General features: G+C 62.5%; 4 protein-coding genes. All 4 read right to left on the bottom strand.

Going from position 1 to position 14,562, the window contains the following annotated elements; genetic code table 11:
• Positions 1-3: 3 nt before the first annotated feature.
• Positions 4-1,269 carry a capsular polysaccharide export protein, LipB/KpsS family gene (locus GGQ66_RS12470; RefSeq protein ID WP_183792968.1) on the bottom strand — a complete coding sequence of 422 codons (1,266 nt, stop codon included), beginning with the start codon at positions 1,267-1,269 and terminating at the stop codon, positions 4-6.
• Between the two features lie 180 nt (positions 1,270-1,449).
• On the bottom strand, positions 1,450-9,942 hold the full coding sequence (locus tag GGQ66_RS12475; protein WP_183792970.1) for a glycoside hydrolase family 94 protein: 8,493 nt from the start codon (positions 9,940-9,942) through the stop codon (positions 1,450-1,452).
• A 426-nt stretch (positions 9,943-10,368) separates the two neighbouring features.
• On the bottom strand, positions 10,369-13,569 hold the full coding sequence (locus GGQ66_RS12480) for an efflux RND transporter permease subunit (RefSeq protein ID WP_183792972.1): 3,201 nt from the start codon (positions 13,567-13,569) through the stop codon (positions 10,369-10,371).
• Positions 13,566-14,552 (bottom strand): efflux RND transporter periplasmic adaptor subunit, encoded by a 987-nt coding sequence (locus GGQ66_RS12485; RefSeq protein ID WP_237358897.1) that lies wholly within the window; start codon positions 14,550-14,552, stop codon positions 13,566-13,568. Before GGQ66_RS12485 ends, GGQ66_RS12480 begins: the two co-directional genes overlap by 4 nt.
• Positions 14,553-14,562 lie beyond the last annotated feature (10 nt).

The raw sequence follows: 14,562 nt of genomic DNA on the forward strand, positions 1-14,562 counted from the left end.
TCCTTACCAGGGATAGAGCAGCCGCCCGATGAGGCGAAAACGCCGGTCATCCTTGTCCCGGAAGAAGCGGGCGGGGTTTGATCGGTAAAGTTCGGCATCCTCCCGTTCACCCACCCGAGCGATGATCGGCGAAAGAAGCGGCGTCAGCAGATGACGCCAGCCCAGAAGGCCATAGGGGCCGAAGGGGCGCCATTCGGCCCGCGCCGGGCGGAAGGTGGCGGTCACGGGCCGGCGGGAAGCTACCCGTTCCAGCACAGCCTCGAGCGTGGTCGCCTTGCCCGTGTCGGGATCGAAATAAAGCGGATAGAGAAGATAGGCGGCGGCAAAGACTGCCTCGACACTGAGCGGCCTCCCCCGCCGCTGCATCGGCTGCCGGTCATCCGTCAGCCCCCAGCCGGCATAGAAGGGTGCGCCTATCACCGTGACCGGTTTGCCGCGCATCAGCGCCTCGAAGCCCGAGAGCGAGGTAATGGTGTAGACATGATCTGCTATTTCCAGCGCATCCGGCAGCGACACCGGGCCCTTGAGAATGGTGCACAGATGCGCCACCTCCGCCGGATCGGAGAGATGACGCCGTACCCCGTTCAATACGTCGGGATGGGGTTTGTAGAGGATCTCAGCCTCCGGGTTTTCACGGGCGGCCAGACGCACAAGATCGTTGTTGGTTACGGGACGGTCGCAGCCGAAGCGAATGGAGGCATCCTCTTCCACCTGCCCCACCACGAGAATGCGCCGTTGCGCGGAACCATTGCCCGAAGATGGTGTCCCCGCCGGCACATCCGGAGCGTTGTATTTCGTCAGCCGCCCCGCCAGCACCGCGCTGATGGCCTGCCGCGCCCGTGCCAGAAGTGCCGGGTCCGCATTGAAATCATAGGTGTTCAGCAAATCCTCGAGGTCGCTCGGCCCCCGGCAGTCGAAATAGGCGCGTTGCCGGTCAAGCGTCAGGGAAAACGGAGCTGACCGGCTGGCATGGCCTGCCATGGAGCGGACGAAGCCATCCTCGATGAAATAGACGTCGAGTCCAAGGTCACGGATAGCCCGTTCGGCGAAATCCGGCAAATTTTGGCTCCAGACGAAGACCAGCGGCTTTTCGCGCGATGCAAGCGCCGGCAGCACATGCCTGCGGAAACCCCGCTCGTTCAAGTGGAAATCGGCAAAGTGGAAATGCTTGTGCGGAAAGAAATGGCTAAGAAAATCACGTTTCCAGTTGCGCATGTGAAAGGCCACGACAACGCCTGGCGCGTCGAGCACCTGTCTGCGTCTGGCCATGAAATCGGCGCTGTCCGTCATGCGGCCTGAACCTGCGATTGATATGCAGACCGTTCGCCATGCTGAGGTCCGAACCAAGCTCTAGGCGGGTTTCGCCCCCGGATCAAGGTGGCACCAGCCCATGCAAAAGGCCGGGCGCTTTCACGCCCGGCCTCCTTCATGATCAGGATATCACGTCACTCAGGCGTCGGCCTTCACCACCTCGCCGTCAATAGTCACGACCGGCTTGTCGCCCGCGCGGCTGACCGTGATCTTGTGGGTGCGCCCATCAATGGCGATCTCGGCGGAGTAGCCGTCCCAGGCCGCTGGCAACGCCGGAGCGACATCAATGCCATCCGGAGTACGGGCGATACCCAGAATGCCCTCGATGGCCGTGCGGTAGAGCCAGCCGGCGGAGCCCGTGTACCAGGTCCAGCCACCGCGACCCGCCTTGTAATCTTCGCCGTAAACATCGGCGGCAACCACATAGGGCTCGACGCGGTATTTCTCGGCCGCATCCTTGTCCAGCGCGTGGTTGACCGGGTTGAGCATCGAGAAGCAGCGCCATGCATCTTCGGCACGGCCAAGCTTGGCAAGCGCCAGCACGACCCAGATGGCGGCATGGGTATATTGCCCGCCGTTCTCGCGCACACCCGGAGGATAGGCGCGGATATAACCGGGGTCCTTGCGGGTTTCGGCAAAGGGCGGCGTGAACAGGCGAATGATGTTCTCGTCGCTATCGACAAGCTGGTTCATCACCGCATCCATGGCCTGTTCCGAACGGGCCGGATCGCCCATGCCCGACAGTACACTCCACGACTGGCCGAGCGAATCGATCTGGCATTCGTCGGAGAGCGTTGAGCCGAGCGGCGCGCCATTGTCGAACGTGCCGCGACGGTAGTAGGCACCATCCCAACCGGCCGTTTCCAGCGCGGTCTTGAGCGAGGCGAGGTGCGAAGCCCAGCGTTCCTTGCGGGCGGCATCGCCGCGTTCTTCCGCATAGGGCAGGAAATCGCGGAGCGCAGCAGCCAGGAACCACCCGAGCCACACGCTCGTTCCCTTGCCCTCGATGCCGACGCGGTTCATGCCGTCGTTCCAGTCGCCCCCGAGAATGAGCGGGAGGCCGTTATCGCCGGTGCGGGCAATCGCCAGATCGAGTGCGCGGGCGGCATGTTCGTAAAGGCTGCCGATATCGTCGCTCTCGTCAGGCTTGAAGAACGAGTCGTGCTGACCCTGCTTCAATGCCTCGCCCATGAGGAAGGGCAGCTTCTCTTCGAGCACCGCCTTGTCGCCGGTGGTGCTGACATAGCGGTGAACCGCATGCGCCAGCCACACCACGTCATCCGAGATGAGTGTGCGGACGCCGGCACCGGTATCCGGCAGCCACCAGTGCAGCACGTCGCCTTCCTTGAACTGCCGCGAGGCAGCATTCAGAATCTGCGCACGGGCCAGCGACGGCTCCTGCAGGATGAGGTTGAGCGTATCCTGCAACTGGTCGCGGAAGCCGTAGGCACCCGAGGCCTGGTAGAAGGCGGCACGCGCCATGATGCGGCAGCCGAGTGCCTGATAGGGCAGCCAGCGGTTGACGAGATGGTTGAACGCCTTGTCCGGCGTCTCCACCTTGATGCGGCCGGTGAAATCGCCCCAGAAAGCCTTCTGCCTGTCGAGCAGGGTTTCGAAGTTCTCTGCACGGGCTTCATCGGCCAGCGCCCGAGCCTTGTCAGCCGAATCGGTATCGCCGAGCAGGAAGCGGACTTCCTTCGTCTCGCCGGGCGTCAACGTCACATCCACGGCCAGCACGGCACACGGATCGCCGTCGCTCTCGATCTGGCCCGAAAGCGCGGAATTGGCAGCCACCGCCTGCGGCAGGCGAATATTGCCGTTACGACCGATGAATTCGCGGCGGCTCGTCGTCAGGCCGGCAAGCGGTTCGCTGGCGCTGAAGAAGGAGAAGCGGCCACTATAGGCAAGGCTGTAGGGGTTGGTGGCGACGATGGTCGAAGCCCCCTCTTCCCTCGAACTCAGAATGAACGGAGCCGTCTTCGCCCGGTTGTTGCCGAGCATCCACTCGACCGAACCATAGACGCGGAAGGTCCTGGTTTCCGAGCCTTCGTTGGTCAAGGTCAGGCGCGAAACCTTGACCGGACGTTCGCGGTCGACCGTCTGGGTAAGCTCCAGTGCCAACCCGTCACGCTTCGACAGGAAGCGGCTGTAGCCCATGCCGTGACGCGCCTCGTAGAGCGCCTCCGGATCGTTGGAAAGGGCTGCGAACGGCGTGTAGACTGCGCCGGAACCGAGATCGGCCACATGGAACGCCTCACCGGGACGGTTGGTCACGGAATCGTTCGTCCACTGGGTGAGCTGGTAGTCGCGGCTGTTGCGGCTCCAGGTGAAGGCGCCGCCCTCGGCTGCAACGTGGAAGCCGAACTCGTAGTTCGAGATGACGTTGATCCACGGCTGCGGCGTCGACTGGCCACCATAAAGGCGCACGACATATTCAGAACCATCCGGCGTGAAGCCGCCGAAGCCGTTCCAGAAGTCGAGATCGCCCTTGTCTTCGACAGCACGTTCGTTCGGGAACGGTGCGGGCGGCGGCGGCAGGACGGCGACGGCCTCCTGCTCGTCCTTGACGCGCGCGGTGCTGGCCGCATTGTTCGGCGCAAAAAGCTGAACGGCGCGGTTGACCTGGTCCATGATCTTGCCGTTGCGGGCGTGCAGAACGACGCGGGAAATGGCAAGCAGTGCGCTCCACGTCGCTTCGTCCATCACGTCCTTGCGGGCGGTGAAGACGTTCGGGCGACCGTCACCCGACTGCTGGGCAAAGCGGATGGCGTTTTCCACCAGCGCTTCCAGCGCATGCTGCATGTCCTGCGCGTAAGAGGCCGGCTTTTCGTTGAGGATCACCAGATCGCTGACGACACCGCGCGAGCGCAGATATTCCTGCGCCGACAACGCTTCCTTGACCACATCGTAATCAAGGTCGTCATTGACGCGCAGCGTGAAGATCGGGAAGTCGCCCGAAATCGACAGGCCCCAGAGCGAGGACTGCGACTTGAGGCCGGCTTCCACCGTCCCGGCATCGGCCCTGAGGTGCATATCCGGATAGGTGAGGTAGCGGCCGAGATGCTGGTAGGCAACGGCCTGCTGCGAGGTCACGCCCACATGGCGCAACTGCACCTGCGTCCGCGTCCAGGCGTGAATGAGCTCCTGCCCGAAAGCTTCCGAGTGACGGTAGCGCTCGATAGCCTTGTCGATATCCTGACGGTTCGGCGCGGCAATGGTCCAGAACACGGCCTGAACCTTCTTGCCGGCGGGAACACGCACGACGCGACGCAGCACCAGAACCGGGTCGAGCGTGAAGCCATCGACGCCCGAAAGCGTTGCGCCCGCATCGAAGGCCGCCGCCTCACCCAGCGTACGGCCACGGCCGACGAAGCGGCGGCGGTCGGTTTCGAACTCGGTCGGACGTTCGCCGGAATTATCGGCGGCCAGATGCGCCACCCACATATCCGGTTCGTTGTGGTTACGTTTGTTGCGCCAGGCGCGGATCACATCGCCACGACGGCCGATCTCCGTCTTGACGAACATGCGCGAGAACAGCGGATGGGCGTTGTCATCGTTGTCGTTCGAAATGACCGGCTCCATGTAGGACGTCACTTCGATGAAACGATCCTCGGTGCCAGTGTTGATCAGCGTGATGCGGCGACCTTCGGCATCGAACTCGTTGGCCACGATGCATTCGACGGTGCTCTGGATCTCGCCGACCGTCTTGTGGAACTCGGCCTTGTCGTCGGAGAACAGAACCTTGTTGCTCTCGCCGGCAATGCGGCGCGGTTCGGCAGTCGCCGACCACCAGTCGCCCGACGCAGTATCGCGCAGGAAGATGAAGGTGCCCCAGCGATCTTCGGTCGGATCGGGCTTCCAGCGGGTGACGCTCTGACCGTTCCAGCGCGAATAACCCGAGCCGGTCGCCGTGAGCATGACATTGTAATGGCCATTCGACAGGAAGACCAGTTCGCGGTCCTTGGTCTGCGGATCGGCAATGTTGCGGAACTCGGCGCGCAGAAGCTGCTCGCCGCCGCCCTTGCCGCCAGGTGTTTCCTCGCCGCGGGCGTTCATCACCGGCACTTCGCGCGGCGCCTTTTCCTGCAGCAGCAGTTCAGCGGCTTCCACCACCGGATCGGCATGGAAGAGTTCGCGCAGCCAGCCGTTGAAGCAGACGTTGGCGACAGCGGCGACGGACATGCCGTGATGGTGGGCATAGTAGTTGTAGACCACGGCGCAGGTCTTGCCGTCCGGCACGCGGGTCGGCGTGAAGTCCACGGCATCGTGATAACCGTAGAGACCGACGGCGCCGAGCGATTCCAGCACCTTGAGGTTCTCATAGGCTGAGATCGGATCGTACTGGGCAGCCAGGATCGACGCATAAGGCGCGATCACCGCGTTCTGACCAAGGCCCCGCTTGAGACCAAGGGTCGGCACGCCGAAGTTGGTGTACTGGTAGTTCAGGTTATGGTCGCGGGCATTGAAGGCCGCTTCCGAGATGCCCCAGGCAGCAATGCCGAGACGGCGGCCGTGGTTGATCTGCTCCTTGACGATCAGGTTGTTGGTCTGGTTCAGAATACCGCCCTGACGCTCCTGCATGACAAGCGGCGGCATCAGATATTCGAACATCGAACCCGACCAGGAGATCAGCGCGCCACGCGTGCCAATCGGCACCACCTGACGGCCGAGCTTGTACCAGTGTTCGGTCGGAATATCGCCCTTGGCGATGGCAAAGAGTGAAGTAAGGCGCGCTTCCGAAGCCAGAAGGTCGTAGCAGGCCTCGTCCAGCTCCTTGCTGTCGACCCGGAAACCGATGGACAGCAGACGGCGCTCCTTGCGGAACAGGAAGGAGAAATCCATCGAGAAGGCAAGATCGCGGGCGCGGTCGCGCAGCGAGGCAAGCTGGGCACGCAGCGGCTCGATGTTGGAAATGTCGAACACGCTGTCGGCCACATGGCCTTCGCAGGTTTTCACCAGCGTCTGCGTCCACTTCGTCACTTCTTCCGAAGCGGCCGACTTCACCTCGTGGTGCAGGTTGGCCGCAAGCTTGTCGAGATCGCGGGCAAGAACCGCAAGGTTGATGATGCGGATCGACGCGAACTCGTGTTCACGCTTCACCGAAGCGAGCGCCGTGGTGAAGCCGGTAATGCGTTCTTCCAGACGGCGGCGCAGCGGGCGCACGTTCTTGCGATCGTCAGGCAGGTCCTTCAGCGCATCGCGAAGAATGCCGGCGACATCACCGAGACCGTCGAGATTGGCCTGAAGATGCGCGGAAGGCGCTTCCGCCCATTCACGCAATGCCGAGGACACGGCAACGAGATGGCCGGCAAGGTTGCCGCTGTCCACCGTCGAGACATAGCGCTGGCCAAGCATTTTCAGCGTGTCGGTATGATACCAGTTGATAAGGTGGCCACGATATTTTTCCATCTTTTCGATGGTCGTGATCGTGTTTTCCAACCGCTCGATCGTTTCCTGGAAGCCGATCCAGCCAAAGCGGCGGGCGGAAATGGTCGAAAGCAGGTAGACGCCGATATTGGTGGGCGAGGTGCGGGTGGCGACCGCGAACTGCGGCGATTCCTGCACGTTGTCCGGCGGCAGGTAGTTCTGCTCGGGCGTGACGAAGGTGTCGAAATAACGCCAGGTGCGGCGACCGATACGACGCAGGCCAACGGCCACGTCATCGGGAACGAAGAGCTGGTCTTCGGTTTCCGCAGACTGGCTGACATACCAGGCAATCGCCGGCGAAAGCACCCATAGCATCACGAAGGGAATGCCAACGAGGAAGGCATTGTCGCCAGCGGCAGCGGCAAGGGCAAGGCTGGCGAAGGCAACGGCCGGTGCATGCCACATCTTGCGGTAATAGCCGGCGATTGAGACCTGCGCCGAGGACTGGACGCTGGCGGCGGTGCGCCATTCCAGCATCTTCTTGCGGCTGACGAACAGGCGATAGAGCGAACGCACGATGGCGTCCGCCATCATCCACGCGCTGTCGGCGATGAACACGATGCGCAGCGCAACCTGCGCGTTGGTATCGCGAATATCGGACCACAGCGTGCTGAAATGCACCCGCTGCACGATGTCCGTGGAACGCGGTAGAATATTGGAGATGAGGGAGATCGTCGGAGCGACAAACAGGCTGAAGATCAGGATGATCTGCCAGACGAGCGCGCCGAGCGGATCGAGGAAGTACCAGCCAAGCACCGAGGCGAAGGCCCAGGCGATCGGGGTCAGCGAACGGCGCAGGTTGTCAAACATCTTCCAGCGACCAAGCGCGGTAATTTCGCGGGCTGCATCGAAGATGTAGGGAATGAGCTGCCAGTCGCCACGCGCCCAGCGATGCTGGCGCGACACTTCCACCTCGTAGCGCGTCGGAAAGTCTTCGACCAGTTCGACATCGGTCACGAGGCCGCAGCGGGCGAACGAACCTTCGAGCAGGTCGTGGCTGAGGATGGTGTTTTCCTCGATGCGGCCCTTGAGCGCCGTCTCGAAGGCATCAACATCGTAAAGACCCTTGCCGGTGAAGGAGCCCTCACCCGTCAGGTCCTGATAGACGTCGGAAACCGTGAAGACATAGGGGTCGATGCCGCGGCCGACCGAGAAGACGCGCTGGAAGACCGAGGCGTCCTGGCCGGTGGTCAGCGACGGCGTAACGCGCGGCTGAAGCACGCCGTAGCCGGAAATGACCCGGCCCGTCTTGGGATCATGAACCGGACGGTTGATCGGGTGATGCATCTTGCCGACGAGCTTGGTGACGGCTTCGCGCATCAGGCGCGTATCGGCGTCGAGCGTCATGACATATTTCACGCCGGCCGGAACGCGGTTGGCACCGGGCAGGAAGTTGGTATCGCGGTCGCCACGCAGCAGAAGGTTCAGTTCATGCAGCTTGCCGCGCTTGCGCTCCCAGCCCATCCAGGCGCCTTCGGCCTCGTTATAGAGGCGGCGGCGATGCAGCAGGAAGAAGCGTTCGCCCACATCCTTGTAACGCTGGTTGAGGCGGGCGATTTCCTGCTTGGCGTAATCCAGCACTTCGGTATCGGCATCGTTTTCCTCGACCTTGGAGTCCGGCCAGTCGGAAACGAGCGCGAAGGAAACCGCGCCATGCGGATTGGCAAGGTAGTGAACTTCCAGATTGCGGACGAGTTCATCCACCTGATCGCGATTGCCGATCAGGCAGGGAACGACGACCATCGTGCGGGCGTCTTCGGGAATGCCTTCCTTGAATTCGAAGCCGACCAGTCGCGCCGGCCGCACGAAGAAGGTGACGAGCGTGTTGAACAGGCCCGTCGCACCTTCCGAAGCTGGCAGCGAGAACATCAGCAGGAAGAGAATGATGAGCGGCCAGCCCAGACCGACCGCGCCGAGAAACGCGCCGACAGCCGCCATTGCGAGAACCGTGAGCAAGACAACCGGCCCGGCAATCGCGAACCAGTTGAGACGACGCACCGCGCGCACGAAATGCTGCACCGGCAGAAGGCTGTAGCCGACGGCCTTCTCAAGCTCGGAGCGGCGCGATCCCGCAAGGAAAGCACCGACATTGGCTTCCTGACCGTTCTCAGAGGGCTTTTCAGCCGCCTCCTGTGTCAGGCGGATGGCGGTTTTCGCCACGTCTACTTCGCTCTTGCCGCAGCGACGCGCAATCATTTCGATGCGGTTGCGATAGGCGTTGCGCGAACCGAAATCGAGCGCGCCGTAATCGGTTTCCGCGCGCAGGATCTTGTCGATCTGGCTGACATCCTCGAACCAGACAGACCATTCGGTATCGTTGATGAGGCGCAGGCTCTTGATCAGCGACCCCATGGTCACGTTGCCGGACGACAGGCGGTTCTGTTCCCAGGTCGCGACTGTCTCGGCATCGGTGCCAATGGCCTTCAGGCGCTCTTCAAGCCACTTGATGGCGAAGTCCGAGGCCTGCGAACCGTTGCGCAGGCGGTAATGAAACTGTGTGGCAAAGGTCGAATCGGTCGCAAGCGGCGCGATGGAGGCAAAAAGGTTCTGGCAGGCCTTCTCGTCATTGAGACGGATCACCTCGTCGGCGGCATCGTTGGCCCGGTGGCGCATGTCGCGCGAGCGCTCGACGCGCAGCGCGATGCGGCGCAGGTTTTCAACCAGCACGAAGCGCAGGAAGGACGGCAACGCCCAGAGTTCGCCGATTTCCAGCGTCTGCACCGACTGGAAGCCCTCGACCATGGTGGCGAGGGTTTCAGTGTTCACCTGGCTGTGGGTGTGGGCAACGTAAAGCCACGCCAGAACCAGCGTGCGCGGCAATTCCATATCACCGACCTTCATGGTCGGAAGCTGGCGGAAGAACTTCTTCGGGAAGTCACGGCGAACTTCCTGAATACCTTCCTCGACGATGTAATGGTTGTCGAGCAGCCATTCGGCGGCCGGCGTGATGGTTGCACCGGCTTCGACATCCGCAGACGAAATCCGGTAGACCCTGAGGATCTCCTTCTCGTTTTCCCGGTGGCGCGAGAAGAATTCGAAAGCCTGCAAGCCTGGCAGAGCCGGAACCTGGCCCGAAGCGAGAGCCGCCGCGCAGGCGCCAAGCTCCTCGGCAGTCATATAGTCGGCACGGATAGACCCGTTGTGGTCGATCTGCCTCGTATCGAACTCAGGCGTTGCGGCGGATACGTTTTTATGATCGGACATGGACTTTGAATTTCTGAACAACCGAGTTGAACGACACCGCCTTTTCAGACGGCTGGAAATAATACGCGCGGCATTTACTCCGCAAAGTGACGTCTTCTAGCAGCCGGTTTCTGTACCGGTGCTGAACAGCCGGAAACAAAGCCACCTTCACGGTCGCGTGAACGTGTGCTCCGCCTTTTCCACGAAACATGGCAAATTTGCGCCGGTGGACCCAAACCCGCGTAATTTAGTGATAAATTGTTTGCACAGGCAAAGGTTCCCGATTTGCCCATCCTCCCGAACCATCCCGCTTCCCAAGAAATCGGAACAGGATCCCTACCTGATGATCCTTGCCACCACCGCACGCCCGATGCAAGCGGGGAAAATGAAGAGGCCGCAGAGGCTTGACGCCATCCGCGGCCCTGATTGGCGGGGTGGATCATCCGCTCAGGTGCGCAGCACCCGGTAGATCGCCGGAATGACCAGCACGGTCAGAAGTGTCGAGGAAGCCAGACCGAAGAGCAGCGAGATGGCGAGCCCCTGGAAGATCGGGTCCGTCAGGATGACGACCGCCCCGATCATCGCCGCGAGCGCCGTCAGCATGATCGGCTTGAAGCGGATGGCGCCGGCTTCGATCAGCACATCTTTCAACGCACGTTCCGGGCTTGCGGCATGGCGCACGAAATCGGCAAGCAGGATCGAATTGCGCACGATGATGCCGGCGAGCGCGATGAAACCGATCATCGAGGGCGCGGAGAACGGTGCCGAAAACAGCCAGTGCCCGAGAAGAATGCCGATGAAGGTCAGCGGCACCGGCACGAGGATGACGAGCGGCAGCTTGAACGAACGGAACTGCGCGACGACGAGAATATAGATGCCGAGCAAGGCGACACCGAACGCGGCCCCCATGTCACGGAAAGTGATCCACGTCACATCCCACTCACCATCCCACAGAAGCACCGGCTTCGCCTCGTCGGCCGGCTGGCCATGCAGCGAGATCACCGGCTTTTCCAGACCTGTCCAGTCCATCGCGTCGAGCGCGTCCTGCACCGCGATCATGCCATAAAGCGGCGCTTCATAGGCGCCTGCCAGTTCGGCCTGCACCATTTCCGCATAGCGGCCATTGTGGCGGAAGATCGGGAAAGAGGCCTGCTCCTCGCGCACCGTCACCACATCGCCCAGTTCCACCACCGAGCGCGACCCCGGCAGAACATTGGCGGGAACCGGCGTCGAGAGGAACTTTTCGTCAAAGCGCTTCTCGCCTTTCAGCCGCGCCACCTCGATCGGGATCGGGGCCTGTCCGCCGCCGCGATGCGAATAGCCGATGACCGACGTGCCGTTGAGCGTCGCCAGCGTGTCGAACACATCGGATTCCTGCACGCCGAAGAATTCCAGCGCATCGGTGGAAACCGTGGCACGCAAACGCTTGGCCGGCTCGCCATAGCTGTCGTCCACATCGACGATGAAGGGCACGGAGAGGAAGGCCGCCTTGACCTTTTCAGCCACGGCGCGGCGCGTTGCGGCATCCGGTCCGTAGATTTCGGCAAGGAGTGTAGCCATGACGGGCGGACCCGGCGGCGGCTCGACCACCTTCAGCACCGCGCCTTGCGGCAGCTTCACCGCTTTCAGCCGCTCGCGCAGATCGAGCGCGATGTCGTGGCTCGAACGCTCGCGTTCACCCTTCGGCTTCAGGTTGATCTGCACGTCACCCATATAGGGCGCCGAGCGCATGTAGGAATGTCGCACGAGACCGTTGAAGTTGAAGGGAGCCGCCGTTGCCGCGTGCGTTTGCACCGACAGCGCTTCCGGCATGGCCAGAACGATGCGGGCAATGTCCTGGGCCACGGCATCCGTCGTCTCGACAGCGGAGCCTTCCTTGAGGTCGATCACCACCTGCAGCTCGGACTTGTTGTCGAACGGCAGGAGCTTCACCGTCACATGCTTCGTGTAGAACAGTGACAGCGAGGCAAGCGTGGCAAAGCCGACGGCGGCAAGAAAGATCCAGCTCCGCTTCTTGGTGGCCAGCAACGGCTCGGCCACCTTGCGGTAGAGCCGGCCCGGCATTCCGCCATCGCCATGACCATCATGGGCGCCGGCATGAACCGGAGCCTTGCCGGCCACTCTTAGCATCAGCCAGGGTGTGACGATCACCGCGACAAAGAAGGAGAAGATCATCGCGGCGGAGGCATTGGCCGGAATGGGGCTCATATAGGGGCCCATCATGCCGGACACGAACAGCATCGGCAGAAGGGCGGCGACCACGGTCAGCGTCGCGACGATGGTCGGGTTGCCGACCTCGGCCACCGCCTCGATGGCCGACTGACGGCGATCCTTGCCGCCCATGCCCCAATGGCGGGCAATATTCTCAATAACGACGATGGCGTCATCCACCAGAATGCCGATGGAGAAGATGAGCGCGAAGAGCGAGACGCGGTTCAGCGTATAGCCCATCAGACGGGCGGCAAACAGCGTCAGCAGGATCGTCACGGGAATGACCACCGCCACCACCAGCGCCTCACGCCAGCCGATGGCGATCCACACCAGCGCGATGATCGAAACCGTCGCAAGGCCCAGGTGGAAGAGAAGTTCATTGGCCTTCTCGTTGGCGGTATCGCCGTAATCGCGCGTTACCTCGACCGACATGCTGTCGGGAATGAGCCTGCCCTTCAGCGCCTCCACCCGGTCCAGAATGCCGTGAGAAACGACGACGGCATTGGCGCCCGCCCGCTTGGCAACGGCGAGCGTCACGGCCGGAACGCGCTCCACCCTGCCGTCCGGGTTACGGGTTACAGTCGAAACGCGGGCTTCCGCCGTATCTGTCAGGAAGAAGACATCGGCGACATCCCGGACATAGACGGGGCGATTGTCGCGCGTCGTCAGAAGCAGGTTGGCGATTTCGCTCGGCGTGGAAAGCGTTTCGCCGGCAACGATGTCGATCTGCTGGCCATCCTGACGAACGAGGCCGGTCGAGAAGGACCGGTTCGCTGCTGTCACCTTGGCGGCAAGCTGCTGCAGCGTCGCGCCGTAAAGCGCCAGCTTTTCCGGATCGGGCGAAATGCGGATTGCCTCGCCGGTCTCGCCGACCAGATAGCTCAGGCCCACATCCTCGATCTTCGACAATTCGACGCGCAGTTCCCGCGCAATCCGCGTGAGATCGGCAGGGGTGACGTCTTTGCCCTTATCGGGCGAAGGCGTCAGCGTCAGCGCCACAATGGCAACGTCATCGATGCTGCGACCGACGATCACAGGTTCCGGGATACCCTCGGGAATGGCGGAGAGATTGGCGCGGATCTTTTCATGTACGCGCAGCACTGCCGCATCCGGCGAAGTGCCGACTTTGAAGCGCACGGTGACCATCACCTGCTCGTCAGCGGTCTGGGAATAGACGTGCTCGACGTCGTTGACGCCCTTGACGATGGTTTCCAGCGGCTCGGTGACCAGCTTGGCGGCGTCTTCGGCTTTCAGGCCGGCAGCCTGCACAATGATGTCGATCATCGGCACGGAAATCTGCGGCTCTTCTTCACGCGGCAGCGTGATGAGGGCGACAAGGCCGAGCGCCAGCGCGGCCAGAAGAAAGAGCGGCGTGAGGGGCGAGGTTATGAAATACCGCGTCAGCCCGCCGGCAATACCGAGACCGGGAGCCTTCATGGTGTGACAACCTCATCGCCGACTTCAATGCCGGTCAGGACGACCACCATGGGTTTGCCAGCAACCGTCATGCGTTCACCGGCCACGACAGAACGTTCCGCTGTGGTATCGCCCGCCCGAACCGAGATGTAATCGATACCGAACCGCCGCACCACCGCTGCCGCCGGCACCAGAATGGCCTGGCGTTCACCAATCGGCACGCGCACCAGAAGCCGCTTGTTGACAAAACCTTCCGGCAGGTCGGCCACATCCACGTCGGCGATGACCCGGCCATTGTCGATCTCGGGATAGATACGCGCGAGCTTGCCTTCGACTTCGCGACCGGCGCCACCCTCGATTTTCAGAAGCGCGTCTTTCGTCAGAAGCGCCGTGTGACGCTCGGGAATGGCGAGCCTCAGGAAAAAGCCGCCGCCGCCGATGGTGGCAACGGTCTCGCCGGCCATGATGACGGTGTCACGGGTAATCGGAACGGTAAGCACAACCCCGTCGACCGGCGCCAGCACCGAGCCTTCGCGCTGCTGTTCCTGCAGCACCGCGCGCTGGGCCTCGGCCGCCGCAATCTGGTTGACCACCAGATCGACCTGGGTGCGCAACTGGTCGAGCCGCTGCGCTGTCGTCACGCCGCGCTTGATAAGCTCCTCGCCGCGCGCCAGTTCGGCCCGGGCATTGTCGAGCGAAGCCGTCAGCCCGGCAAGCTGGGCATCGACCGCTTTCACCTGAAACTCAAGCTTGTCGTCCTGAACGGTGGCGATCACGTCTCCCGCAGCCACCCGGTCACCTTCCGTCACCTTGAGCGACAGGATGGTGCCGCCGATGCGCGCGCGCGCAGCCACGGTGTCGCGCGCCTCAACCCGGCCATAGACAGCCTTCCATTCCGGCATTGTCACCGGCTCGACGCGGAACCCGTCAGCCAGCGCCAGCCCCGGCAGGGTCGCGGAAACGGCAGCGAGCACCAGAATGCGCGGTAGCAGCTTGGTCGCCATGAACATACTC

The sequence above is a fragment of the Allorhizobium borbori genome (assembly GCF_014196535.1).
Classification (GTDB): domain Bacteria; phylum Pseudomonadota; class Alphaproteobacteria; order Rhizobiales; family Rhizobiaceae; genus Ectorhizobium; species Ectorhizobium borbori.